Source organism: Streptomyces sp. NPDC090445, from assembly GCF_044769385.1.
Classification (GTDB): domain Bacteria; phylum Actinomycetota; class Actinomycetes; order Streptomycetales; family Streptomycetaceae; genus Streptomyces.
The window spans coordinates 30,409-53,684 of record NZ_JBIVXV010000041.1 but is presented as its reverse complement, the minus strand read 5'-3'; the positions used below and the strand labels follow the sequence as shown (position 1 = coordinate 53,684).

At 70.0% G+C, this 23,276-nt stretch carries 23 protein-coding genes and 1 tRNA gene; 5 read left to right on the top strand and 19 right to left on the bottom strand.

Annotated elements, in window-relative coordinates:
• Positions 1 to 558 precede the first annotated feature (558 nt).
• From ACIQUT_RS37430 to ACIQUT_RS37385, 10 genes are all read right to left on the bottom strand, one after another.
• A complete protein-coding gene (locus ACIQUT_RS37430; RefSeq protein WP_403569836.1) occupies positions 559 to 1,854 on the bottom strand; it encodes a serine hydrolase domain-containing protein in 1,296 nt (431 codons plus the stop codon).
• A complete protein-coding gene (locus ACIQUT_RS37425; protein ID WP_403569834.1) occupies positions 1,851 to 2,762 on the bottom strand; it encodes an aKG-HExxH-type peptide beta-hydroxylase in 912 nt (303 codons plus the stop codon). The genes ACIQUT_RS37430 and ACIQUT_RS37425 overlap by 4 nt, the downstream gene beginning before the upstream one ends.
• Positions 2,763 to 2,873: 111 nt before the next feature.
• Complete coding sequence (locus ACIQUT_RS37420) at positions 2,874 to 3,017, bottom strand: hypothetical protein (protein WP_167347301.1); 144 nt, start codon at positions 3,015 to 3,017, stop codon at positions 2,874 to 2,876.
• A 112-nt stretch (positions 3,018 to 3,129) separates the two neighbouring features.
• On the bottom strand, positions 3,130 to 3,996 hold the full coding sequence (locus tag ACIQUT_RS37415) for a protein kinase (protein WP_403569833.1): 867 nt from the start codon (positions 3,994 to 3,996) through the stop codon (positions 3,130 to 3,132).
• Complete coding sequence (locus tag ACIQUT_RS37410; protein WP_403569832.1) at positions 3,993 to 4,640, bottom strand: hypothetical protein; 648 nt, start codon at positions 4,638 to 4,640, stop codon at positions 3,993 to 3,995. The genes ACIQUT_RS37415 and ACIQUT_RS37410 overlap by 4 nt, the downstream gene beginning before the upstream one ends.
• A 4-nt stretch (positions 4,641 to 4,644) precedes the next feature.
• The gene (locus tag ACIQUT_RS37405) at positions 4,645 to 5,379 is read right to left on the bottom strand and encodes a hypothetical protein (RefSeq protein ID WP_403569831.1); all 735 of its coding nucleotides are present in this window, start codon (positions 5,377 to 5,379) and stop codon (positions 4,645 to 4,647) included.
• Positions 5,376 to 6,008: a hypothetical protein gene (locus ACIQUT_RS37400; RefSeq protein WP_403569829.1), complete on the bottom strand. Its 633-nt coding sequence runs from the start codon at positions 6,006 to 6,008 to the stop codon at positions 5,376 to 5,378. Before ACIQUT_RS37400 ends, ACIQUT_RS37405 begins: the two co-directional genes overlap by 4 nt.
• On the bottom strand, positions 6,005 to 7,891 hold the full coding sequence (locus ACIQUT_RS37395) for a radical SAM protein (protein WP_403569827.1): 1,887 nt from the start codon (positions 7,889 to 7,891) through the stop codon (positions 6,005 to 6,007). Before ACIQUT_RS37395 ends, ACIQUT_RS37400 begins: the two co-directional genes overlap by 4 nt.
• Before the next feature lie 38 nt (positions 7,892 to 7,929).
• Positions 7,930 to 8,364: an NUDIX domain-containing protein gene (locus ACIQUT_RS37390; protein ID WP_267758472.1), complete on the bottom strand. Its 435-nt coding sequence runs from the start codon at positions 8,362 to 8,364 to the stop codon at positions 7,930 to 7,932.
• Positions 8,365 to 8,516: 152 nt separating this feature from the next.
• Positions 8,517 to 9,113: an ATP-binding protein gene (locus ACIQUT_RS37385; protein WP_403569825.1), complete on the bottom strand. Its 597-nt coding sequence runs from the start codon at positions 9,111 to 9,113 to the stop codon at positions 8,517 to 8,519.
• 265 nt (positions 9,114 to 9,378) lie between these two features.
• Here ACIQUT_RS37385 and ACIQUT_RS37380 point away from each other — a divergent pair, with 265 nt between their 5' ends.
• Genes ACIQUT_RS37380 through ACIQUT_RS37370 form a run of 3 tightly spaced genes read left to right on the top strand, consistent with a single transcriptional unit; the run spans position 9,379 to position 12,003 of the window.
• Positions 9,379 to 10,746 (top strand): hypothetical protein, encoded by a 1,368-nt coding sequence (locus ACIQUT_RS37380; RefSeq protein WP_403569824.1) that lies wholly within the window; start codon positions 9,379 to 9,381, stop codon positions 10,744 to 10,746.
• A complete protein-coding gene (locus tag ACIQUT_RS37375; RefSeq protein WP_403569823.1) occupies positions 10,743 to 11,582 on the top strand; it encodes a DUF1932 domain-containing protein in 840 nt (279 codons plus the stop codon). Before ACIQUT_RS37380 ends, ACIQUT_RS37375 begins: the two co-directional genes overlap by 4 nt.
• Positions 11,575 to 12,003 (top strand): NUDIX hydrolase, encoded by a 429-nt coding sequence (locus ACIQUT_RS37370; RefSeq protein ID WP_403569821.1) that lies wholly within the window; start codon positions 11,575 to 11,577, stop codon positions 12,001 to 12,003. The genes ACIQUT_RS37375 and ACIQUT_RS37370 overlap by 8 nt, the downstream gene beginning before the upstream one ends.
• 11 nt (positions 12,004 to 12,014) lie before the next feature.
• On the opposite strand, the gene ACIQUT_RS37365 is transcribed toward ACIQUT_RS37370, so the two are convergent.
• From ACIQUT_RS37365 to ACIQUT_RS37335, 7 genes are all read right to left on the bottom strand, one after another.
• Positions 12,015 to 12,527: a hypothetical protein gene (locus tag ACIQUT_RS37365; protein ID WP_403569819.1), complete on the bottom strand. Its 513-nt coding sequence runs from the start codon at positions 12,525 to 12,527 to the stop codon at positions 12,015 to 12,017.
• A gap of 199 nt (positions 12,528 to 12,726) precedes the next feature.
• Positions 12,727 to 14,442 (bottom strand): relaxase/mobilization nuclease domain-containing protein, encoded by a 1,716-nt coding sequence (locus tag ACIQUT_RS37360; RefSeq protein WP_403569817.1) that lies wholly within the window; start codon positions 14,440 to 14,442, stop codon positions 12,727 to 12,729.
• Positions 14,443 to 14,447: 5 nt separating this feature from the next.
• The gene (locus ACIQUT_RS37355; RefSeq protein ID WP_403569816.1) at positions 14,448 to 14,999 is read right to left on the bottom strand and encodes a MobC family plasmid mobilization relaxosome protein; all 552 of its coding nucleotides are present in this window, start codon (positions 14,997 to 14,999) and stop codon (positions 14,448 to 14,450) included.
• A 200-nt stretch (positions 15,000 to 15,199) separates the two neighbouring features.
• Positions 15,200 to 16,594: a hypothetical protein gene (locus ACIQUT_RS37350; RefSeq protein WP_403569839.1), complete on the bottom strand. Its 1,395-nt coding sequence runs from the start codon at positions 16,592 to 16,594 to the stop codon at positions 15,200 to 15,202.
• Between the two features lie 86 nt (positions 16,595 to 16,680).
• Complete coding sequence (locus tag ACIQUT_RS37345; protein ID WP_402570217.1) at positions 16,681 to 17,370, bottom strand: hypothetical protein; 690 nt, start codon at positions 17,368 to 17,370, stop codon at positions 16,681 to 16,683.
• A 9-nt stretch (positions 17,371 to 17,379) separates the two neighbouring features.
• Positions 17,380 to 18,222: a helix-turn-helix domain-containing protein gene (locus ACIQUT_RS37340; protein ID WP_403569814.1), complete on the bottom strand. Its 843-nt coding sequence runs from the start codon at positions 18,220 to 18,222 to the stop codon at positions 17,380 to 17,382.
• A gap of 536 nt (positions 18,223 to 18,758) precedes the next feature.
• Positions 18,759 to 18,953, bottom strand: a complete 195-nt coding sequence (locus ACIQUT_RS37335) for a hypothetical protein (protein ID WP_402570662.1) — start codon at positions 18,951 to 18,953, stop codon at positions 18,759 to 18,761.
• Positions 18,954 to 19,082: 129 nt separating this feature from the next.
• Here ACIQUT_RS37335 and ACIQUT_RS37330 point away from each other — a divergent pair, with 129 nt between their 5' ends.
• Positions 19,083 to 19,754, top strand: coding sequence for a helix-turn-helix domain-containing protein (locus ACIQUT_RS37330; RefSeq protein ID WP_403569812.1), 672 nt, complete (start codon positions 19,083 to 19,085; stop codon positions 19,752 to 19,754).
• A complete protein-coding gene (locus ACIQUT_RS37325; protein WP_403569810.1) occupies positions 19,751 to 21,361 on the top strand; it encodes a tyrosine-type recombinase/integrase in 1,611 nt (536 codons plus the stop codon). Before ACIQUT_RS37330 ends, ACIQUT_RS37325 begins: the two co-directional genes overlap by 4 nt.
• 122 nt (positions 21,362 to 21,483) lie before the next feature.
• Here ACIQUT_RS37325 and ACIQUT_RS37320 read toward each other — a convergent pair.
• Positions 21,484 to 21,557: transfer RNA gene (locus ACIQUT_RS37320), tRNA-Thr, on the bottom strand.
• Positions 21,558 to 21,651: 94 nt separating this feature from the next.
• Positions 21,652 to 23,220: an alpha/beta hydrolase gene (locus tag ACIQUT_RS37315; protein ID WP_403569808.1), complete on the bottom strand. Its 1,569-nt coding sequence runs from the start codon at positions 23,218 to 23,220 to the stop codon at positions 21,652 to 21,654.
• Between the last annotated feature and the right edge of the window lie 56 nt (positions 23,221 to 23,276).

Sequence of the window (23,276 nt, the reverse complement as noted above, 5' to 3'; positions counted from 1 at the left end):
AGGAAGATCTTGGTCGAACCCCTGGATAGCAGAGGCCCCTCCTGCATCTCGCCCACCCTTGACACCGCCGCCGAACTCTTAACTTCGTGGCATTGCATCATCATCCGCCATCGCTATTCGGGCGGGTGTTTGGTCTGTGCGCGCTGGGGACTGGTGCGGGCTCGGTGGCGGCCTCTGCGGGGGCTGGGATGCTCGTCCACCTCGCCTCGCGTATGGGTGTAGCTCCGGTGAGGTTCGTCTCGGAGACGGATGGACTGCCATACCCGCTCGTAAAGTTCGGAGATGCACGGGCCGCAGGCGAACATGGGGGCTTGCATGCCCGCGACGCTCGCCGGCCCTATCCATAAGACGCGTGTTCGGCGTTGGCCGCAGTACAGCCAGCAGACACCGTCGACCCACGTGTTCGAGTCATCGGTTTGGGCGGGCGTGGGCAGACCTTCGTGGGCGTACGCCGCGATCCCGGGAATCACCAGGTGGTTGAGCATCAGGAGTCTCCAGTTCGGTTCGCGTCTCTACCGGTTGTGGGTAGGCAATCCAGATGGCGCCTTCCGGCGGTGGCTACTGGCGGATGTACGTGAGTCCGGGGGCGCGGTCGAGGTCGAGGGTGAAGCGGTCGACCTGGCCCGTGCCGCTGGGCACGGTGAGGCTGTAGCCGTTGCCTGCGTAGATTCCCGAACCCGTGGGGGTGAGCCGGTCGCATGTCCCTCGGCGCCACAGGTGGAGAGTGTCGGCTCTGCGGGTGAGGCGAAGGTTGCCGAGGGCCTGGTCGCAGGTGAAGGTGCCGAGCTCTGTGTGCTGGCCGAGGTCGTCGGGTGTGGGCTGATCTTGTACGGCAGCGCTTGGGGGTTGCTCCCGGGCTGCTGCGCGGACGAGGGCCTCGTTCGGGGCCAGCGTCGGCTGCTGGTGGAGGTTCCGGAGGATGGCGGCGGTGACGCGGTCGGCCGAGAGCCCGGCGTTGTTGGACAGGGCGATCACGCGTAGCCCCAGCGCCTCCACGTGGGCAGCCGCGGAGAAGCCTTGTTCGTGACCGTAATGGAAGACGGCATGGCGGCCGGGGCGAGCGTCGGCGTACAGCCCCGGGCCGTAGAGGTAGGGCTCGTGGTCGCTGGGCTCGTAGTCGACAGATTCCTGCCAGGGGAGCTGGTGCGGGTGCTGCCAGCGCTGGAGGAGGTGGGTGAGCCAGCGGTCGAGGTCGCCGACGGTGGTCCACAGGGTCCCGGGGCCGGGCAGGGTGACCGGCACTTCTGTGTGCCGCCAGCCGTGGTGGGTGGCCTGGTAGGCGAATGCGGCTCTGGGGATGACCTGGCGAGGGTCCGTCTTGAAGTGGGTGGCGTGCATACCGAGCGGGCCGAAAACGCGGTGCCGGGCGAGGTCGGGCAGCGTGGTGCGGTGGACCGTTTCCAGGATCTCTGTCAGGAGGAGGTAGTTGGTGTTGCTGTAGAGGAAGCTGCCTTCGGGGACGGCGCGTTGGTCCTGGCGGTAAGCGAGGGTCCGTAGATCGTCGGCCGTGTAGTGGTCGAGGTCCCGAAAGCCAGCGAGAGAGAGCAGGGATTCGGCGTCGCGTATGCCCGACCGGTGGTTGACCAGGTCCGCGACGGTGACATCGCTGATCTTGAGGCGGGGCAGCAGGTCCGCGGCCCGCTGGTCCAGGCGCAGGAGATCATCACGCGCAGCGAGCAGGATCAGGTGGGCGGTGATCTGCTTCGCAACCGAGCCGACGTTGAACGTGGTGTGCGGTCCGATGGCCAGACCGTGTTCGAGGCTGGCCAGACCAGTGTGGAGAAGAGTGGGCTCTTCGCCTGGCCGATGGACCAGCAGGGACAGGCCAGGCTGCTCGTCGCGGGGAGCGTTCACAGGGCGAGGGCCTGGTGGTGGGCGGCAGCGAGGCGGTGGCGGAGACCGGCGTCGCTGATCAGCTCCAGAGCGCGGGCATGATCGGGCGCGGTGCCAGCGAGGAGGCTTCGCTGCTGGTCGAGGTAGGCGGTGAGGAACCGGTGCAGGTCTCCCGTGGTGCTGTTCAGCGCGTGGGCGGTGAACAGCATGGTGAGGGGGAACGCCCAGCAGGCGTGGAGGAAGCCGAACGCTGGCCGCATCGTCTGTTTCCACGGGGAGTGGAAGTGCGCGGTGTCGCTGATCTTGCATCCCGTTGCCGCGAGGGCGTCGTTCAGCCAGTTGTGCCCGGCCTCGTGGATGAGGTCGCGGGCCAGGACGATCGGGTTGTCGACGTGGTCCATGAAGACCGTGCCGGGCAGGCGGCTGATGGTCCAGCTGTCGAGGGTCTCGCCGAGGTTCTTCGTCCGCAGCAGGCACAGGACGACGGCGTGTGCGGCGAGCAGGTCACCGAAGCCCGCTCGTGCGGCGCTGGCATACGCGTCGGCCGCGAGGTTGCACAGGTGGGGCTGGGCGGGTTCGGTACCAGGGCCCAGGACGTAGTAGGGGGTCTCGGAGATGGCAGATCGGGGCAGGTCGGCGGGTGTGGGCGCGACGACCACGCGGGCGCCGACCGCGGTGGGGACGGAGCCCGTGGTGGCACCCACGTCGGGGTGGGCGACGTACCAGTCGAAGGTCGATGCATCGCCGGCGCGGGCGGCGGCTTCGGCTCCTTCGAGGGCGTGGTGGGCCAGGCAGTAGTCGGCCGCCGTACTGGTACTGGACTGAGGCTCCTGGACTCCGGGGCGGATGACCGCGTGGATTCGCTGCGTGCGCTCGTGGTGCAGGCGGTCGATCGGCGGGAGGTCGAAGAGGTCGGCGAGGGTGTGCATGAGAGGGCTCTCCTGTTCGGTGGTGGGCCCAGGGCCGGGCCGCAGGTGCTGGCGGCCCGGCCCCGGGAGTGTTCACCGGCGGCGCTCAGAGCGCCGAGCGGCTAAGGGTGTTCAGGCGGTTGTGGTCTCCGCCTCGGCCGCCGGCCAGCCCTCGGCCGAGACACTGGAGGTGTGGGCGGTGGTACGGACGGTCTCGTCCTCGCCGCGCAGGTCCTCGACGTTGGCGAGGAAGTCGGCGATGCGGTCCTGGTTCATGGGGTGTTCCGCCTTTCGGTCTCGTTGGCTTCGGCTCGTTCCGCTTGCTGTGCTGTGGTGCTGGCTAAGGGGGCGGAGATCTCGCCCTGGGCATGAGGGCTCCCTCGCGTTGTCAGCGCTGGTGCAGGTCGGCCGCGGTGCGGAGCGCGATGCACAGGTCGTTCATGGCGGGCCGATCGCCCACGACGTCGGACAGCGCGGCGGTCACGACGCCGCGCAGAGGCTCCGGGATGAGGGGCAGCTTCGTGTGACCGGCCAGCCGGGGGATGTCCGCACACAGGTAGCGGTAGACGAGGACGGCGAGGCTGAACACGTCGGCTGCCGGGGTGGCCTCGTGGTAGCCGGTGAGGTACTCCGGCGGCCAGTGGACCTCGGGGCCGCGGTGTTCAGGCCCGCGAGGGGTGGACAGGCGGCGCGCAGCTCCGAGGTCAGTGATCAGGCCCCGGTCCTGGTCGATGAGGATGTTCTCCTGGTAGACGTCGCGGTGGACGATTCCGCGCTGGTGCAGGTTGTCCAAGCCGTCGGCGACGTCGGCAAGGACGCTGAGGCCCTTGCCGGTGTCCTTCGACGAGGCCATGAAGGCCCGGAAGTTTCCGCCGTCGCAGTGCGGCATGGTGTACCAGTCGAACCGCTCCGAGCTGCCCTGTTCCAGCAGCGGGACGATGTGATCGGTTCCTCCAGCGGTGGCGGTCAGCTCCGCCTCGTGGCGAAAGTCTTCACGGGTGAGGGCGCGTTCGGTTTCGGTCATCTGCGCGTACCAGTAGAAGCCGTACGCGGCGAGCTTCTCGCTGGGGTCGAGCTCGGCCAGGACGTGGTTGCTGCCGAAGCCCGCCTTCAGCACGACGTCCTCCTGGCCGGGGCGGCTCGCTCTGACCAAGGTGCTGGCCCGCGTGAACGCGAGGAGATTGATGATGTGCCAGCCGTCCGTGCGGAGCTGATCGAGGACCCAAGCTGCGGGATGCATCGGGTGCAGGTTCATCGGCTCGCTTCCTTGTTCGGGGGCGTGGGACCGTCGGCCGAGCGGAGGTCCTCCATGCAGGCGTTCACCAGGGCTTCGAGGTCGGCGTGGGTCGTGCAGGGGTGCTTCAGCACGGGCAGGCCGGTGGCCTTCGTCCAGGCGTCGGCGGCCTCGTTGTAGAGGTCGGCCAGCCGTGCGGCGGCCTCGGGCTGTTCGGTGAAGCGACGCTCTGTCGCACGTTGAGTGATGCGGTCGTGGCAGATGTCGGGCTCGGTGGTCAGCAGAACGGTCAGCTGCGGACGGGCCTGGGTTTGCTCGGCGAGGCGCTCGACGTACGCGTCGACTGGCTGCTGGTGGAGCAGGGCGAGCAGGCAGGCGGTGGAGAGGGTGAGCCGGTCGGCGAGGACCGGGCCCTCGGTGAGGGCGACGGCGATGTTGAAGCGGGAGTGCAGGGTCAGATCCGTGGTGGCGGCCTCGATGGCCTCCTGCTCGTCGCCGCCGAGCCCGGCGCGCAGGCGGATCAGCGTGCGAGTGGCCGAGTGGGAGAGCCAGGAGAACTGGCCGATGTGGCTGAGGGGGATGTCCTCGGCGTGGGCGGTGGCCAAGAGCCTGTCGCGGAGGGTGCTCTTTCCGGCGCCGGCTATGCCTTCCAAGGCCAGGAGCACGCGCTCACCCGGCCGTGGCGGGTTCGGCGATGAGCCAGCTGATGAACTTGGCGACCCGGCCAGCGGTGACCGGGAGGGTTCCGTGCGCGAGCTGGGAGCCGTACAGCAGGGCTGCTCCCAGGGCCGGCGCGACGCTCCAGCGGGTGCGCGGCATCTGCTGGAACCAGGTCGCGGAGTTGTCGGCTCCGTCGTGGGCCAGCCACATGCCCTCCGCGTAGCCGTTCGAGGCGGCATCGGGGGCCTTGCCGTTCCAGAGCCGGTTGCTGGAGGCGGTCTCGACGTAGAAGTCGCCTCCGGCGTCGGCCTGGGTGATCACGACGCTGATGCCGGCGATCTGGCGGGGCCAGGCGAGCGGGTCGGGGGCGATGCCGTCGAGGTGGCTGGTGATGTGCTGGCCCACGCCGTACTCGACGTACGTCCACGGGCGGCACAGGGTGATCGAGGGCATGACACGGGAGAGCGCCGGACGAGCGCGTTCGAAGGCGTCACTCAGGAGTTTCTCGGCAGCTTCGGGGATCGAGGGGATTTCGACGCGTCCGGCCGGCTCGTAGACGGCCATGGCCTCTTCGGGGCTGTGACCGGGGATTTCGTGGATGGAGGTACGGCGCTCGTCACCGAAGCGGCTGGTGCCGCCGCTGGTCAGGACGTCGTTCATCAGGTCGGCGAGGTGGGTCCGCTCGGCATCGCTGAGGAAGTTCTCGATGCTTCCGACGCCGACGGTCTCGGCAATGTGGATCACTTCGTGGTTCCCCCTTGCTGGAGCACGCTGTGGATGTCGTTCAGGTCTGTGCAGTGGTTGAGCCAGCTGACGACCGGGCTGCGGGTGGCGGCCAGCGGGTCCTGCCACAGCGCGAGGAGCTCTCCGGTCAACGGCAAGTCGCTGCTGTCGGGCAATAGGCCGGCGTCAAGTGCCTCGGCCTGGGCCAGGCCGCCGCACGAGGCCCCGTGCTGCTGGGTGAAGACGAGCGCGAGACGAGTTGCGGCCGTGGTGCGGCAGGCCCGCACGAGGGGGTCCGCGGGCAGCGGCAGGCCGTATGCCCGGTGCTCGGTGACCGTCCATGCCTGGGCGATGGCGGCGCCGGAGGCTGCGACGCGGCAGACCGCGCAGCACCGGTGATCGGAGTCTGGGCAGAGGAGGAGATGCTCGCCGACCGTGGTTGCGATTTCGTCGAGGACCGCCCAAGCGGTACTGGCCAGCACGGCACCGACGTCTGGCTGTCCGAATCCCGCGGTGTCGTTGTGGTTGCAGCAAGGCTCGCCTGCTCCGGGCTGCTCGCTGGAGACGAGGACGGGTTCGATGAACAGGGTGTGGAAGTAGGCGATGCGTCCCAGGAGCTGGTGGATGGTGGCCGTGTCGCCGGGCTTCACCGCAGCGCCCCCTCGGGGGCTTGCGGCAACACCGGCAGCGGGCAGGCGCAAGCGGAGTCGGCCTTGGGGCGTTCGGCGTCGAGGGCTGCGGCCAATACAGCGGCGGCCTCGTTCAGGCGAGCGAAGTATCCGTCCCACCCCTGACCGGAGCCGGGGTCCAGGCTCAGGTCGAGGACCGGGGTGGTGGTGCCCGTGTTCTCGCAGGTGAGCTCTGAGCGGCCGACGTTGACCTCGATGCCTGCGGGGAGGAGGGCGCTCGCGAAGGCGGCGGCCCGACACAGGGCCGCGGCAGTACGGGCGTACTCCTGGCGGTCGCGGGGGAGGAGCCCGACGCGCAGCCCCGTGGGAACCAGGTCCGCGCCGGTGTACTGGTGGCCCTGGCAGCTGTCGTACGTGACGAGCCCCCAGGCTCGGGTGACCGTGTCGACCAAGGGCCAGACGCCGGGTTCGATGGCCGCCCGCCACATTGGGTGGGCAGGGGTCAGGTCGTCGGCCTCGTGGATGCCGGCGAGGCCCACGGTGTTGATGTTTCCGTGCTCACTGGTGTGCAGCCTCACTTCGCCTCGGGCGAGGTCGGGAGCGTCCCAGCTGGTCAGGAAGGCGTTCACGTCGCGCATGCTGTTCGGGGTGCGCGGGCGCCAGCGCAAGTTCTGGCACCAAGCACCGACGGGATGCGCCGGCTGGGCCAGTAGCGCGGCGACGCCGTCGATCATCCGCATGCGGTAGTCGCAGTACGCATCGTGATCGTCGACAGGGTCCTGGCGCCAGCGGGTAGCAATGCACCCTCCGCCGCAGGTGGTGCGGTAGTCGCAGGTCGTGCACTTGTCCATGAGGGCCTTGCCCTGATCCAGGAGGAGGGAGTCCTGCTGGGCGCGGACCACCTCGTGCTCGTCGGCCGTGGACTCCAGCTGGGTGAGGCGGGCCTGGGGCCAGGGAAGTTCGTCGCAGCTCCCGAGGCGGCCATCGGGGTAGAGGGTGAAGACGTGATCGCACTTGAGGTCGGAGAAGTGGCAGAAGCCTGTCGTCAGACCCCGTAATCGCCGGATCGTGGAGACGGCTGGTTCGAGCTTGATGCGGGCGAAGTGTCCGGCCGTGATCCAGTGAGAGGTGGCGGCAAGGACGAACTGGGCGTACTCGTCGGGATGGATCGCCCAGGCCGGGCCATCGGCTGCGTTCACAGCAGCCTGCTGAAGCACCCGGCTGGCCGACTTGCGCCTGCTCGGCAGGGCCGTGGAGCGGCGGACCGTGGAGTCGAAGCAGGGGACGAAACTGATCGCGTTGACCGAACCGAAGCCGGCGAGGTGGTCCAGCACCTCTTCGGCGCGGTCCAGCACCGCCGGGGTGACCGCGGCGATCACACCGACGCTCCGGCCCCGCTCCGCGAGCAGGTTCAAGGAGGCGGCGACGCGCGGATACACGGGCTTGCCGTCGTAGCCGACACGCCAGGCGTTGCCCTGAGCGTCACCGTCGAGGGAGATACCGATCCGGAGGTCCGGGCAGAGGGCGTCGAACATGTCCAGCCAGTCGGCGTCGAGGAGGACGCCGTTGGTTTGCAGGCTGACGCGGACGACCTGCTGCATGCTGGCCAGCTCCGCGAGGATCTCGCCGATGTGCTCCCGCCCCGCCGTCAGGGGCTCGCCGCCGTGGAGCTCGACGGCGAGCTTGCGGCCCTTGAAGATGTCGGCCAGGCGCCTGATCTGGTCGGCGCTGACCCGGGCACCCCCAGGGGCCTCCTTGCGCTTCTCGTAGCAGTAGAGGCAGTCGATGTCGCACGTCTCGCCGCGCGTCTTGACGATGACCGACACCGCGGTGCCAGTGTCATCGGCTTCCAGGCTCCGGTAGAGCCCCTCGATCGTGTGGCGCTGTTCTGTGCTGAAGTTCATCGGCTGCCCCTCCTACGCTGCCGTGACCGGGTGAGTGGCTAGTCGGACAAACGCCCCAGCAGGGCTCCCTGGCCGGACTGGAGAATGTGCGCGGCCTCCAGCGGGATCCAGAAGCACTCGAAGTGAGTCGGCTCCTGCTCGCCGTCGTGGTCCTCCTGGCTCATCCACCGCTCCGGGGTCGGCTCGGTGAGCTCCAGGTGGAAGACGTGCCGGTGCTGGATCTCGAACCGGTACGGGCTGATGTCGTACTCGGTCTCGCCGAGCTTGCGGACGATCTTGAAGTCCGACAGGCCGGTCTCCTCGCGGGCCTCGCGCAGAGCGGCGGTCTCCGGGGTCTCACCGGGGCGGATGCTGCCCGCGGGGACCTGGATGCCGACCTCCTCGTAGGAGTAGTCGGTGTGGCGGAACACCAGCAGGCGCCCGTCACGCACGACGTAGACGAGGACCTTTTCCTTCGTGACCTTCTCGGGCATAGCGAAAACCTCCACTTGGTACAGGAGCTGATTCGAGGGACCGGCCCAGTGGAGGACCGGGGACGACGTGTCCCGTGGTCGACCGTGATCGGCCGGAGCCCTGGGGAAGCCCACGAGTCTAGGCCCCCAACTGGCTGTCAAATCAGCGGTATTCAGTCGATCAGATGACGCGCGTAGTGCCTGTCGGCTGCCGCGACCAAGGTCCGACGCCTGGCCCGCATCCGGGTGTGCGACGACGAGTCGGCTGCTGATGTGCGAACCGTCGTCGCCGCGCGATCAGCCACTTCGCTGGCGCGACCGGAGGGCAGTCGCTGATCGCGTCCGCTGTCCTGATCTGCCCTTTGACCAATCGGGCTGCTGGGCAGGTCGAACTCCGCCCAGCAGCGCTTGCCCGTCGCCGTCAGATCAGCACCGTGCCGGTCGGCGAGCACGGACACGAGATACACACCGCGCCCAGACTCGGCGCTCCAGCTCAAGGCTCCCGGCTGCGGCAGCACCTTCGCCGCGTCGTGCACCTCGACCACGAGCACCGGGCCCTCCTGGCAGACGCTCACAGTGACCGGCCCCGACTCGGTGTGGCGCACGGCGTTGGCGACCAGTTCGCCAGCCGCCAGCTCGATGCCGTCCAGTGCCTCCTCGTCGAGCCGTATGCCCCAGGAACGAATGCCTGCGACGACGCGGTGTCGCGCCTGCTGGGCGCCGGCTGCCGAGTGGGCGACGGTGAACGCGAGCTGGTGGTGCGCTGCCATGAGCGGGCCTCCTGAGCTACCTGGCTTGCGTAACCACGGCGGAGGATCGGCCTCGCTGGGCCGCTGTCTTGCCGGGGCGAAGACGAAGTGTTCCCGGCGGCCTCTGCCTGAACGAGGCCCTGAGCAACGCCGAACGCGGCCCTTTCGTGCCTAACCGATGTCTATTCGCTGTCCACCTGGAATTTCTGGACAACAGATCTGCGATCAGCGGCTGTTGATGTCTAGCGTGGATCCCGGACAAGGACCCCGGCATGTGGGAGCGGCTGTGGAGCCATCAGGACCGACCCTCTTCCAGACCCTCATCAACCAGCGGGGCTGGCAGGACTACCAGGTCTTCAAGCGGCGGTACGAGCAGGCGGCCAAGCAGTTAGCCGAGCTGGAGGGCCCACCCTCGATCGCGACGGCGACGATCGAGAAGCGGCAGTTCTTCCGGTACGCGCACGGAGAGGTCCGAACCCCGCAGACCGTCGGACGCCGCGTCCTCGAGTTCATGTTCCCGGGCATCCCGGCCGCCCGACTCCTCGGGCCTGCGGAGTCCAAGCCGGGTGTCTCACCGCACCACCCGGCGGCTGACGACCGCAATGCAGTGGATCCATCCGAGTACGGCCTTGAAGACCTCGTCATGGCGGCGGCGAACGAGTCGGCGCAGTTCGCGGCCAGGGCAGAGAGCAGCAACGTGGGACCGCACACGCTGGAACAGCTGGAAGCTGACATCCGCCGCCTCGTCATGACGTACCCCAACCGGCCCGTCGGGCCCCTGTTCCGCGAGGTACGTGCCCTGCGTGACCGCGCCTTCGAACTCCTCGAAGGACGTCAGCCACCGCGGTACACCTCCGATCTCTACGTAGGCGCCGGTGTCCTGTGCGGCGTACTGGCGAATGCCAGCTTCGACCTGGGCCGCTATGACGCGGCCGAGACACAAGCCCGCACCGCCTTCCTGTTCGGCGAGCTCGCCGGCCACAACGGACTGCGTTCCTGGGTGCGCGGGCTCCAGGCACTCATCGCGTACTGGGACGGGCGCCCGGTAGACGCCGTACGCCTCGCCGACTCGGGAGGCGCGTTCACCCCGGAATCCGGCACGGCGCAGATCCGGCTGGAGAGCATCAAGGCGCGTGCCTTCGGCCAGCTCAACCGGGCCGGCGACGCCTTGGCGGCCCTCAGTGCCGCCGACCGCCTACGAGACCAGCTCGTCGAAGGCGACGAGCTGCCCGGCGGGATGATGGCCTTCCCGGTCGAGAAGCAGCTGTTCTACTCCAGCAGCACGCACCTGTGGCTGGCGGGCACACAGCACCTCAGCGACGCCGAAGCCCGCGCCGACGAAGCAGTGGAGCTGTTCCAGTCCGCGCCTCCGGAGCAGCAACGACTCGGTGAGATGTCCCTGGCCCGTATGGACCTGGCGATGGCTCGGCTGGGCCGAGGGGACATCGACGGAGCAGCGACCCAGATCCACGCGGTCCTCGGGGTCAGTGCCCGGCGCCGCACAGAGAGCGTCGACCGCCGGATCGGCCACTTCAGCCGTCAGCTCGCGCTGCACCCCGGGGCCGGATCGCCTGCCGCGATCGGCCTCCGTGAGGTGATCATTGCTCATCAGGAACGCATGCCCGCTCAGCTCCCGCCAGGAGGCAGCCAGTGACGACCGTGACCCTCTTGCACCCCGGCGCCATGGGCGCGGCGGTCGCCGCCCAAGCCGTCGCCGCAGGCCACGAGGTGCTGTGGGTGCCGGAAGGCCGAAGCGAGGCGACCCACCGGCGGGCGAAGGAAGCTGGCGCCACCGCCTGTGACTCGCTCGCCGAGGCGCTGGAGCGCAGCGAGATCGTCCTGTCGATCTGTCCGCCGCAGGCTGCCGAAGACGTGGCCTCCACGGTCGCCGGCCACGCCTTCGCCGGCGTGTACGTGGATGCCAACGCGATCAACCCTCAGCGCATGCGGCGCATCGCGGAGGAGATCAGACCCGGCGCCACGGTCCTCGACGGAGCGATCTTTGGCCCGCCGCCCGGTGGCCAACGGACTACTCGTCTCTACCTGGCTGGCGAAGCCCAGGCCGTGGACACGATGGAGCCCTTGTTCAAGGACACCGCGTTGCACGTCCGCCGTGCGAGCGGCAGCGTCGGCTCCGCCTCCGCGCTGAAGATGGCGTTCGCCAGCTACCAGAAAGCCGCCCGAACCCTCGCGGGCGTGGCCCACGCGCTGGCCGACGCCCACGGCGTCGGCGATGAGCTCACGGCCGAGGCACAGACGATGGCGTCCAACATCCTCTCCGACCCTGGATACCTGCCCAGCGTGGCCGCACGCGCTTGGCGCTGGGCACCGGAGATGAAGGACATCGCTGAGACCCTCCGCGCGGCGGGTCTACCAGCAGACATGGCCGAGGCCGCAGTGGCGGTGATGTCGCGCTGGGAAGGAGACAAGGACCGGTACGACCTGGAGCTCGCCGACGTCTTGTCCCACCTACGGAGCCAGGGTGAGTGAGCAGCGACCAGTCCTCTCCCCGGACGAAGTCCAGCAGCAACCCGTCGCCGCTGCCGTGGTCGTCCACGAGGGGCGGGTGCTGTTGGTGCGACGCCGCGTGGCGGAGGGACAACTGTCCTGGCAGTTCCCGGCAGGCAAGGTCGAGCGTGGCGAGACAGGGGAAGCCGCCGCTGTACGGGAGACGAGGGAGGAGACCGGCCTGCATGTGACCGTGGTGACACTGCTCGGTGAGCGCGTCCACCCCGTCACCGGCCGGCTGGTGTCATACGTGGCGTGCGCGGTGGAGGCAGGGACGGCGCAGGTCGCGGACGCTGACGAGATAGCCGAGGTCGCCTGGGCGACCCTCGCGGAGATCCCGCGGTACGTCCCGTACGGACTCTTCGCGCCAGTGCAACAGCACCTCGACGCCGTGATCGGGTGAGCAGAGACGTGTCAGTCCCCGCTTCGTTCCGTCCGCAGGAGTTCGATCTCCTGCTCCAGCGCAGCCACGCGGCGTTCTAGCTCAGCCCGACTGCGTCTTGTCGGCGCAGGCGGCGCTGCCTTCGATGGGGTGGGTGGCTCGCCGGCGAATCCGAGGGGCTCGAAGGCCACGATCGTCGAGGGGTTCTTCCCACACTCCGGGCAACGAATCTTGCGGCTGTGTTCGGCATTCTCGCAGTGACGAGAGGTCTCGACGATGTGCCCGCAGTAGAGCCGAACCCTCCACCGCATGATCATGTGTTCCGGTGTCTTGAACGACAGCATCAGCTTGCAGACCTCCTCCAGGTTCTCCCGCTGGCGCTCCGCCATCTCGGGATTCGCCCGGACCTCGGCAAGGTGTTCATCGACCTGCCGTCTGGCAAGGTCACAGATCCCCTCCAGCTCCTTCTGCCATCGGTGGTCGCGTCGCGTGAGCTGGTAGTCCTCCAGTGGGACGCCGTGGCTCTTGTATTCGACCTCGCGCATGGGCGGCACCGTAACCGCCGAGGATCGGATAACAGGGGAAGAGCGTGTTGCCTCTCGCCTAATGACACGACTTGAGCGCGTCGGGTCGGTCGACTACTGGGTTTCGGGCAAAGCCGATCGGGTGCTCCCTCTGATCGGCTCTGCCTCCGCGAACCGCCGGGGCGCACTGTGAAGCCGCTCCCGGCGGCTGCGACTGCGGCTATCGGCGGTGTTGGTGTTGCTGGCTCGCAGGAGGCGTAGGCACTGCGGGCTGACGGCCACTGGCCGTGTGAGTGGGAGCCTGGGCGCCCATGGAGGTCGAGCGTCGACGGGCTGCGTCAGCGCTGCGGTTGGGGGCGGGGTCCCGGCTGGTGTGCTGGAGACGGGTGATCAGGACGCGGGCCGGCTGGCGGGCTGTGGCCAGTTCGCGCTGGGCTGCGGCCTCCTTCAGGAGCCGGTGGGGTTGGTGGCCTCGGGCCTCCGCGTCGGCCAGGAGGGCGGCGAGGGCGGGCCAGCTGGGGTCGGTGAGGATCCGGTCGGCGTGGCTGGGGACGGCAGCGCGGACGTCGTGGGCGAACGTGCGACGGGTCTCCTGCTTTGGCTGACGCTGTTCGAGTACGGCGAGCGTGGGGGTGAGGGCCTGGTCGGCGGCTGCCTGTAGGTGGTGGAGGGCTTGGCGGGCGGCGTCAGCCTGGTGGGCGTGGCCCTTGGCCTCGTGCCAGCGGTTGGCGATGATGCCCGCCCACAGGAGGGCCGCGAGGAGTGCGGCGAGGGCGCTGCCGTCGGGGCCGGTGGCGGTGTGGATGACGTCGCGGGCCGCGTTGCGGATGGCGTGGGCGGCGCGGTCTTCCGCCCGGATCTGGGAGCGCTGGGCGCGTGCGAACGCCTTGGATGCGGCCTGGAGTTCGGTGCGGAGGTGGGTGGGGGCTTTCTGGGCAGTGGCTTCGAGGAGTTCACCGAGGGCGGTGATGTGCGCCTGGGCATGGGTGTCGTCGGCGAGGTCGGTGCGGAAGCTGTCGAGGGCTTCGGTGGCCTGGTGCCAGGCGGTGTTCGGGCGGTTGCGGCGGGCGGTGGGGTGTTCCTCGGGCCGGCCGGTTTCGAGGCGGGCCTGGAGTTTGGGGAGGGTGAGGTCAGGGGCGATCTTCCCGCCGGGATGGAAGACCTGTTCGCCGTCCTTGTTGAGGTCGCCCGGGCGGCCGGCGGCGTAGCCGAGGAGGTCTCCGGAGGGGCCACGGCGGGCCTTGATCTCGATGCCGTCGGCTTCGAGGTAGGCGAGGAGTTCCTCGGCGGTGCGGGCGTGGGGGATGGCGGTGCGGATGCGGTCCTGGAGCCATTCGCGGCTGGTCTGCTCCCAGCCGAGGCGCTGGGCCTTGTGCATCTCGGCCTGGGTGGGGGCTCGGGTGCCGGTGCGGTCGCCCTTCTTCAGGCGGCGCAGACCGTAGTCCTTCTCGATCTGGCGGCAGGCGTCGCCGACGCGGATGCCGCTGTCGTGGAGCTTGGGGCGGCGGCCGTCCTCGCGGACGGTGGTGGCGAGGATGTGGATGTGGTCGTCGGCGTGGCGTACGGCGATCCAGCGGCAGGCCAGGTCGTCGCCTTCGGGGGCGATGCCGGCTGCGGCGACGATGCGCTGGGCGATTTCGCCCCACTCGGCGTCGGAGAGGTGGCGGTCTTCGGGGGCTGCGCGGACGGGGCAGTGCCAGACGTAGTCGGTGATCTTCTTGCCGAACTCGCTGTTGCGGAGCCGGACGGGCTCGTCGAGGTAGCGGGCGAGCTGGGTGAGGGTGGCGTTCTCGTCGCGGCCGGGGTCGGGCATGGCGAGCATGGCGAAGCCGGCCACGATGTGCGGGTCGGTGTGCTCGTCGTGGCGGCCGGGGCCGTAGAGGTAGGCGAGCAGTCCGCGGGTGTTGGCGCCGGAGGGCTTGATGGCGGCGATCACGGCGGTCAGGCCTCCTGCGGGTCGGCGGGCTCGCGAAGGGCCTCGGCGATCAGGGTGAGCAGGTCGTGGAGTTCGTCGAGGCGCTGGCGTACGTCGGGCGGGGTGAGGTCGCTGTTGAGGGCGCGGGCGATCTGGTTGATGTTGACGCCGATGCGGTTGCACTGGCGCAGGACCTGGGCGCGGAAGACGTGGGTGCGACGGCGGTCCTCGGACAGGGGGAGGTTGGCGGCGAACCGCCCGTTGATGAAGGCGAGGACGATGTCGGCTGCGAAGCCGGATTCGCCTTTGTAGCCGTGCTCAGCGGCTGCTTCCTGGAGGCGGGGGCGTTCGTCGTCGGTGAAGCGCAGGGGGCCGACGCGGTCGCCGCGCTTGTTGCCGGTGAAGCGGCGGATCGTTGGCTGGACGCTCTTCACCGTCGGCTCGCCGGCGGCCGGCTCGGCGCTGCGTTCGGCGTGGAGGATCTCGCGCTGGACGGCGTGGAGCGTGTCCTGGTCGGGGCTGCCCTCGGCCCCGACCTCACGGTCCGGCGCCCCCTGGCGCTGGGCCGTCTCCGCCACCCCCGGGGCGGAGACTCCCGAAGACCGGACTTGAGTCGGACTCGGGGTACTACTGGCTCCGCCAGGAGCCGCTGTCATCCCGAACGCACGCCGCCAACGAGGGATCGCCGGAGGCCACTTCGTGCTCGCTGCGCCGGTGTCGTCGGGGGCAGGATCCGGGTGATGCGGGTCGTGCACGGGGTCTCCGTCTCGGGGCGTGGTTAGGGGAGCCTTGCGGCTTCGGGATCAGGGGTGGGATTGCTGGGCGCGGCCTTGAATGGGGCCTTGGTCTGGTTCTTGAATGCGCGGACAATCCGTCCGACGTCGTCGCTGGCGACGGTGTAGCCGGCGGCGCGGACGGAGTTCTCCACCCGGTCGCGGGAGACGCTTCCGGTCTCCTCGTACATGCGGCGGGTGCAGTCGAGGATGGCCTCTTCGGTGGCGCGGGGTTTGCGGTCCTCCTGCTTCTTCCGGGCCGCCCGTTTTCGCGTGCGCCTGCCCGGGGCGCTGCCAGAGGTGTCGCCCGTGGGCAGCGGGCTGCCCTCGGGCGGGCGGACACCAGACGCCGCGCGTGAGGGCGTTCCGGGAGCCGCGCGGGCAGATTGCGGGCGGGCTGCTTCCGGGCGGGCCGTCGGGGGCGGCTGGTCGCCGCTCGGCTCTGACGGGTGCGGGCGGGCCGTTTCCGCTGCCCGCCCGGCTGGTTCCGGGCCGGCAGCCCAGTGGGCGTCATCTCTGCCCGCATCCGACGGATGCGACGGATGCGGATGGCGCATCACCTTCTGCCTCGCCGGGGAATCGACAGGCGGGCGGCTGGGACCTATGTCGCGGACTTGGTACGGGGTCGGGGTGTGCCATCGCGGCGGCAGGGTGAGAGAGGCGAGGCCGAGCGCCTGTTTGCGGGTGGCGAGCTTACGCAGCAGCAGCTCGTCCTGGAGCGGATCACCGTCGACGTCGGCACGCTCCAGGGCCTGGTGCAGGCGATCGGCCAAGCGTCGCCCGCGTCGCTGGCCGCGCTGCTGATCGGTCATCGTCTCGGCATGGAGGATCAGGGCGACCGCTTCGCTCAGGGCGCGCTCGCGGATGAGCCGGGCGGCATCCGCGTCCTGGTCAGCGATGCCGAACCACGCCAGCAGGCGTTCGCGTGCCTGCCGGACCAGCACAGCGGCCAGGCTGTGCGAGGCGGCCTCGGGGGTGCGGTGGCGCAGTTCGATGCCCATGGCCAGGTGCCACAGCATCGCTGCCATGACCGGGCCGACGAAGGCGCGCACAGTGCCGCCTACGAGCCCGAACTCGGCGAAGGCGGGGAGGATCTGCACTGCGGTGATCACCCACACCAGGACGCCGGGCACACCCGGTGCCCGCGTCGGCCCGTTCAAGTTCTGGCGTGCCATCAGCGCGGTGGCGAACAGGGCCAGCTCGGCGGTGGCGAACATGAAGGCGCGCTCGACGGTGCTGCCCATGTCCAGGTAGTCGGCGGCGAACCGCCAGCTGGTATCCGCGCTGTAGGCGGTACAGCCGACCGCTGCCAGGCCCGCGACCTTGACCGCAGCACTACCGGAACGCCTGCCGCCCGTACGGGTCCGGTCTCGCCGGATGAGCCATCCGGTCAGCAGCATGGTGGCGGCGAGCAACGGCGCGACGATCGCGAGGAGGGGCACGGGGTCGAGGGGGATCACGGCGAGGGGCAGGGTGTGGGGGTGGGTCATGCAGCTCCCTGTCGGGCGGGTTCTGCTGCGGCGAGGTCGAGGCGTGTCGGGTGAGGCATGGCGCGGGGCGCGTTCCCGCGGGCCCGGCCGTCGGGCCCCACGCGCCGGCTGCGGCAAGGTTCGCCTTCACGGGCGTGGCACCAGTGGCATGGGACGGTGAGGGCGTCGGGGTGTCCTGCCGCGATGGCGGCTTCGCGGGCGGCGCGGGCGGGCCGGTAGCGGGCCAAGTCGGCGCGTGCCGCTGGTGGGATGCACGATCCGATAGCTCGCAGCCGGGCCTCTACATCGGGGGGCGGTCCGCCGGCGGGGAGCTGCCGGTGTGCCGAGGGCTCGGCCGTTCCGGTGGCCACGGCCTTGCGGGTACCGATCAGTTCGGCCTGCCAGGCGGCCGGGTCGTCCGGGTCGGCGGCGGGGGTGGGGTCGGTGTGCCGGTCGAGGCGGTCGCGGCGGTAGCTGCGCCACTTGCGCGCGACGTCGACGGGGAGGATCGGGTAGGGCGAGTCGAGGACGTGCGCCCGTATCGCCTCGCGGACATCCCAGCCGTAGTCCGTGGTGAAGGGTACGTCGTGGACCAGCTCGTGCCATTGGGCGAGCTGGTCGCGGGCCTCGCCCGGGTCGGTTCGGATCGTGCGGGGGTCGAGGCGGCCGGTGTAGGCGAGGATGGCGGCGGTTTCGCGGCGTTCCAAGGGGGTGTGTTACTCCGTTCCTGTCGGTTCGTCGAGGGCGGCGAGGAGGGCTGCGGTGTGTGCTTCGGCTCGGGTCATGCCGCCTGCGAGCGGGGCGCCGCCGCCGGGCAGGGCGCGCAGGTTCGGGCGGCCTGCGGCGGGAGCGTGTTCCCTGGTGATCCAGGTGCGCCAGTCGGCACCCCACGCGGCGGCCGGGCGGGGCGGCCATGTCGCCCGGTAGGTGCGCCATTTCTCGTCAGCCGCTCGCAGGGCGTGCTCTCCGAGCCGGGCGATGTGCCCGTGGTCCCGTAGCCAGGCCTGGGTGGCGGCGTCGATCTCCCAGTCGGCTGCGGTGATGAGGAGGGCAGAGCTGCTGCTCTTACCGTTCAGCTTTGGTTCACTACCGTTCTGGGGGCCGTAATCCGTGCCCCCTGAGGGCCGGATTCCGGTCCCGCCGGGGGACGTGATCCGGTCCCCGGGGCCGTTATCCGTCCCCCCTGTGAAGGCGTCAGCGGGGTCGGATTCCGGTCCTTCCAGGGTCGGATTCCGATCCCCCTTGGGGGCCGGGTTCCGGTCCCCCTCGTCTGCCTGGCCGGCGAGGGAGGCGGCGGCGATCGGGAGGTGGTAGTACGTCTCTCCGCGCGGCCCCTTGCGGCCGGTGAGCTGCACCAGCTCACCGCTGGCGATCAGCTTCGCAAGGGCGTCTCGCACGGCCGTACGGGAGGCGTTCGCGCGCTTCATGAGGGTGGGCACGGACGCGTACGCGATGCAGCGGCGATCGAGGCACCGGTCGGCGATCAGGGCGAGGACCATGCGGGCGGTGCCCTTGCTGCTGCTGTGGTCCCACACCCATTCGCGGGCGTCGTAGCTCATCGGGTGGCGGCTCCTTGGTCAGGGCAGGCAGGTGCGACGGGCCCTCTTCGGGCAGTGCTGGGGTGGGGAGTGGGCCTCGGTCCCGGGGCCGGATGCGTCTGTGAGGACCGGGCGGGCGCTGGTGCGAGGGATCACCTGGCCGCAGGTGATTCCCCGGCCTCGGCGTGCTGGGGTTTCTGTTCCCGCATGCCGGCGCTCCGCGCGCAGCACCAACACAGCCACACCTGCGCGCGAAGATCCAGCATTCCGCCGAGAAACCACACAGCCCACGGCGAACGCGTCATGGGGTAGGGATTCAGCGGTGGGCTGGGCCTGCCAGGGAGCAGCTCCTTCGCCGGTGGTCGCGGGCCGGCACCAGGTGGTTCCGCGCGGCGCCGATCATGGGAGCCTGCGGCATCACCGGGCCTGAGAATCCCCCATCCGGTCCTGGCCATTGCCCGCCGAGGGGGCAGCACGGACAGGACGTACGGCCCCGACCACAGTCCAGCATTCCGTGTCCTCTCGGCGCAGGATTCTCCGATGCGGCACCAACGCGGTCATGCGGCCAGGCCCAGCAGACTCAGCAGGTCGGCCGTCACCACCCGGTAGGCGTTGCCGAGCCGAAGCACCTTGCACGGGTACTGGCCGCGCTTAGCCAGCTCGTACCCCTTGCTCCGACCGAGACCCAAGGCCCGGTTGCCGGTGTCCAGGTCAACGGCCACGGGAAGGGCCAGCAGCTGCTCCCGGCTCATCCCCTTTGCCGGACCGTCCTTCTCGTCGTCCCGCACGCGGCGCTCCTCTCCTCACAGCCCACGGCGAACACGGCATCGCATTCGACTCCAGGCCTTGATTACCAAGTCTGAAGAAGCAAATGTGTCTCCATGACACAAAGCGATTTCGATGATGGAAACGAGGACGACGTCCCGGAATGGGCCGACCGAGTCATGGCCGACGTGGCCCGTGAAGTCCGGCGGCGGAGGAAGGAGATGAAGTGGACCGCGCAGAAGCTGGCCGACCGGTGCGAGGAGATCGGGTATCCGATCCCCCGCAACGTCATCGCCAACATGGAGTCCGGGCGGCGGGCGGTGCTGCCGCTGGTCGAGGTGATGGTGCTGGCCAAGGCCCTGTACACCCATCCACTCCGCCTGATCTACCCGGTCGGCTACGTGGAGGAGGTCCAGCAGCTCCCGCTCACGTATCCGGTCGACACCGCGAAGGCGATGCGCTGGTTCGCAGGCCTGAACGAGAACTACCAGGCCGACCACCGCATGCTCCACCACCACATCGCCCACGCCTCGGCACTGGAGAGGGCCCTCTTCGCCGTCCAGGGCGAAGAGCGGCAGCGGTGGGCGGCCGAGAGAGCCATCGATGACACCGCGCGGGCGAAGGCCCTGCGCACCCAAGCCGACTTCGCCGAACGCGCCGCGCGGGCAAAGGACGAGCTCTGCCAAGTGCGCAGTGCAATCGCCGCGGACGGCGAGCCGCTCCCCGACCTGCCGGACACACTCGCGGACGTCGACCCCGCCGAAGGCTACGAAAGAGACACCGATTGAAGGGCTCCACCTACCGCCGTTGCTCCTGCCGCGACCCCAAGACCGGCAAAGAACTCGGCACTTCCTGCCCCAAGCGCAACAGCAGGAACCACTGCACGTACTCCATACGCCAGGAGCTGCCGCCCCACGAGGACGGCAGTCGCCGATCCTTCGCTCGTGGCGGCTACACCAACGCCAAGGCGGCGCAGGCCGACCTCGACCACGTACGCGCCCTCCTGGGGCTCGTGGAGGCCGACGACCCTGAAGGCACCCAGCTGGTCGCCGAGATGCTGGCCGAGGTCAGCGGCGAGAAACTGCCCCTACCCGACGTGGAGGAGACTCGGCGGCGGCTCAAGGCCGGCCAGGACCTCGTCGGCAGCCTGACCGTCGCCGAGTGGCTGGACCGGTGGCTGGCGGGCAAGCGGATCCGAAAGTCGGGCATCAGCCGGTACGAGACCGACATCCGCGTGCACCTCAAGCCGCACATCGGGCACCGGCGCCTTGACCGGCTGCGGGTAAGCCACCTGAGCGAGATGTTCACGGCCATCGCCGACGGCAATGCCGAGGTCCTGGAGCAGAACGCCCAGCGGCGTGCTGCCGTAGAGGAGTTGGCGACGATTCCGTGGAAGGGTGCCGAGAACCGTGCTCGCCGGAAGGCGCTGAAGGCGGCGATCGACGCGATGCCGGCCTTCCGCCGGGTGACCGGGCCCGCCACGCGCCAGCACGTGAAGGCCACGCTCCGCGCGTCCTTGAACGACGCGATCGGGCAGCAGATCATCACGTTCAACCCGGCGGCCCACGTCGAGATCGACCCGGTGCGCAAGCCGAAGGCGCTCGTGTGGACGGACGAACGGGTCGCCAAGTGGGAACAGACCGGTGAGAAGCCCTCCCCGGTGATGGTCTGGACGCCGGAACAGACAGGCGCCTTCCTCGACTTCGTCGCCGACGACCGCCTGTACGCGATGTGGCACCTGATCGCCTTCCGCGGCCTGCGGCGTGGAGAGGCGTGCGGGCAGCCCTGGTCGGAGACCAACCTCGACCGGCATTCCCTCACCGTGACCGGGCAGCTCGTCCAGGACGGGTGGGAGGTCGAGGCGTCCGAGCCGAAGACGGACAGCGGCTTCCGCGTGGTTGCGCTCGACGACGACACCGTCGGCGTCCTGGAGCGGCACCGCAAGCAGCAGGAGGCCGACCGCGCGGAGTGGGGGTCGGCCTGGGTGAACACCGGGCTCGTCTTCACGCAGGAAGACGGCTCATGGCTGCACCCGGGCAAGGTGACCGATCTCTTCGAGCGGCTCGTGGCAGCCTCCGGACTGCCGCCGATCCGGCTGCACGACCTCCGGCACGGCGCGGCCACGCTCATGCTGGCCGCCGATATCGACATCAAGATCGTGTCGGACACGCTCGGGCACAGCGACACCCGGATCACGCGCGACATCTACCAGAGCGTGCTCCCCCACGTCGGCAAGAGCGCCGCCGAGGCCACCGCCAAGCTGGTCCCCCTCCAGCGCAAGGCCGAGCAGGAAGAGCAGGTCCGCAAGGCCGCCAAGGAGGCCAAGCGCGCCGCGAAGGCGAAGGCCAAGGGGAAGAAGAAGGCCAAGGCCAAGAAGGCGGCCAAGAAGGGCTGACGGCCCCTCCGCTCACGCATCGCTCACGCAGGCAAAGTCACGGCACCGCGGCCGTGTGACCCGTCATGCCCCGAGCAACAGAAAAGGCCAGGTCAGAAGGTATCTGACCTGGCCTTTCTCTGAGCCGCCTTCGGGATTCGAACCCGAGACCTACGCATTACGAGTGCGTTGCTCTGGCCAACTGAGCTAAGGCGGCACCGCTGGGCGATGAGAGGCCCCCTGGGGGTTCGCTCATCAGCAGCGGCGCCTAGTCTACAGGCTCGAACAGGGTGCCCCGAACCATGTGATCGTTACGTGCACTTTTTGCCGTTTGCCGGGGGCTTGCCCTCCAGCAGGTAGGTGTTCAGCGCGTTGTCGATGCAGGTGCTGCCGCGGCCGTAGGCCGTGTGGCCGTCGCCGTCGTACGTGAGCAGGACGCCCGAGTCGAGCTGGCCCGCCAGGGACTCCGCCCACTTGTACGGGGTCGCCGGGTCGCGCAGGGTGCCGACCACCACGATCGGCGGGGCTCCCTTCGCGGTCAGCGGGCGGGCCGCGCCGGTGGCCTTCACCGGCCAGTACGTGCAGTTCAGGGAGGCCCAGGCCAGGCCCGCGCCGAAGACCGGGGAGGCCTTCCGGAAGGAGGGGAGGGCCTCGGCGACGGCGTCGGGGCCGGAGAAGGCCGGGGGCTGGTCGAGGCAGTTCACGGCGGCGTTGGCGTACATCAGGTTGGCGTACTTGCCGTCCGCCTCGCGCTCGTAGTAGGTGTCGGCGAGGCCGAGGAGGCCGGAGCCGTCGCCTCCCATCGCCGCGGCGAGTGCTTCGCGCAGCTGCGGCCACGCGCTCTCGTCGTACAGCGCGGCGATCACGCCGGTCGTGGCGAGGGACTCGCCGAGCGGGCGCTTCGGGTCGCCGCTCGGCACCGGCTTGGCGTCGAGGGTGCCGAAGAACTCCTGCAGGCGTTCGGCGATCGCCTCGGGGCTGCCCTTGCCGAGGGGGCAGTCGGGCTGCTTGGCGCAGTCCCGGGCGAAGGAGCGGAAGGCCGTCTCGAAGCCCTCGGTCTGGTCGCGGTTCATGTCGAGGGCCTGGCGGGAGGGGTCCATGGCGCCGTCCAGGACCAGCCGGCCGACCCGGCCGGGGAAGAGGTCCGCGTACGTCGCCCCGAGGAAGGTGCCGTACGAGGCGCCGACGTACGCCAGCTTCTCGTCGCCCAGCACCGCGCGGAGGATGTCCATGTCGCGGGCGGCGTCGACGGTGGAGACGTGCGGCAGGATCCGCCGCGAGCGCTCCTGGCAGCCGGCCGCGAACTCCTTGAACGACGCCACCAGCGCGGCCCGCTCCGCGGCGTCGTCGGGGGTCTGGTCGACCTGCGTGTACTTGTCCATGGCCGGGCCGGTCAGGCACTCGACGGGGCTGCTGCGGTCCACCCCGCGCGGGTCGAAGGAGACCATGTCGTAGCGGGCGCGGACCTGCTCCGGGTAGCCGATGCCCGCGTACGCCTGGAGGTAGCCGATGCCGGAGCCGCCGGGGCCGCCCGGGTTGACCACGAGCGAGCCGAGCCGCTTGCCCGGCCCGGAGGCGGGGCGGCGGGCCACCGCGATCTCGACGTCCTGCCCGGAATCGGGGCGGGAGTAGTCCAGCGGGGCCTTCATGGTGGCGCACTGGAACCCGGGGACACCGCAGTCACGCCACTCCAGCTTCTGCTCGTAGTACGGGCGCAGGGCGGCCGGGTCGGCGGTCGGCCGGGCCGACGGCCCGGTGCCCCGGGTGGCGGACGCGGCGGCCCGGGAGCCCGCCGAGCCGTCCGAGGTGCAACCGGAGAGCAGCAGCCCGGCGGCGGCGATCACGGTTCCGGTGGTGCGCAGCAGGCGACGGGTGTCCATCCCCGGAGCCTACGTCGTGCCGGGCCGGTCGGCCGGGTGGCTGCCCGCCGCGAGCC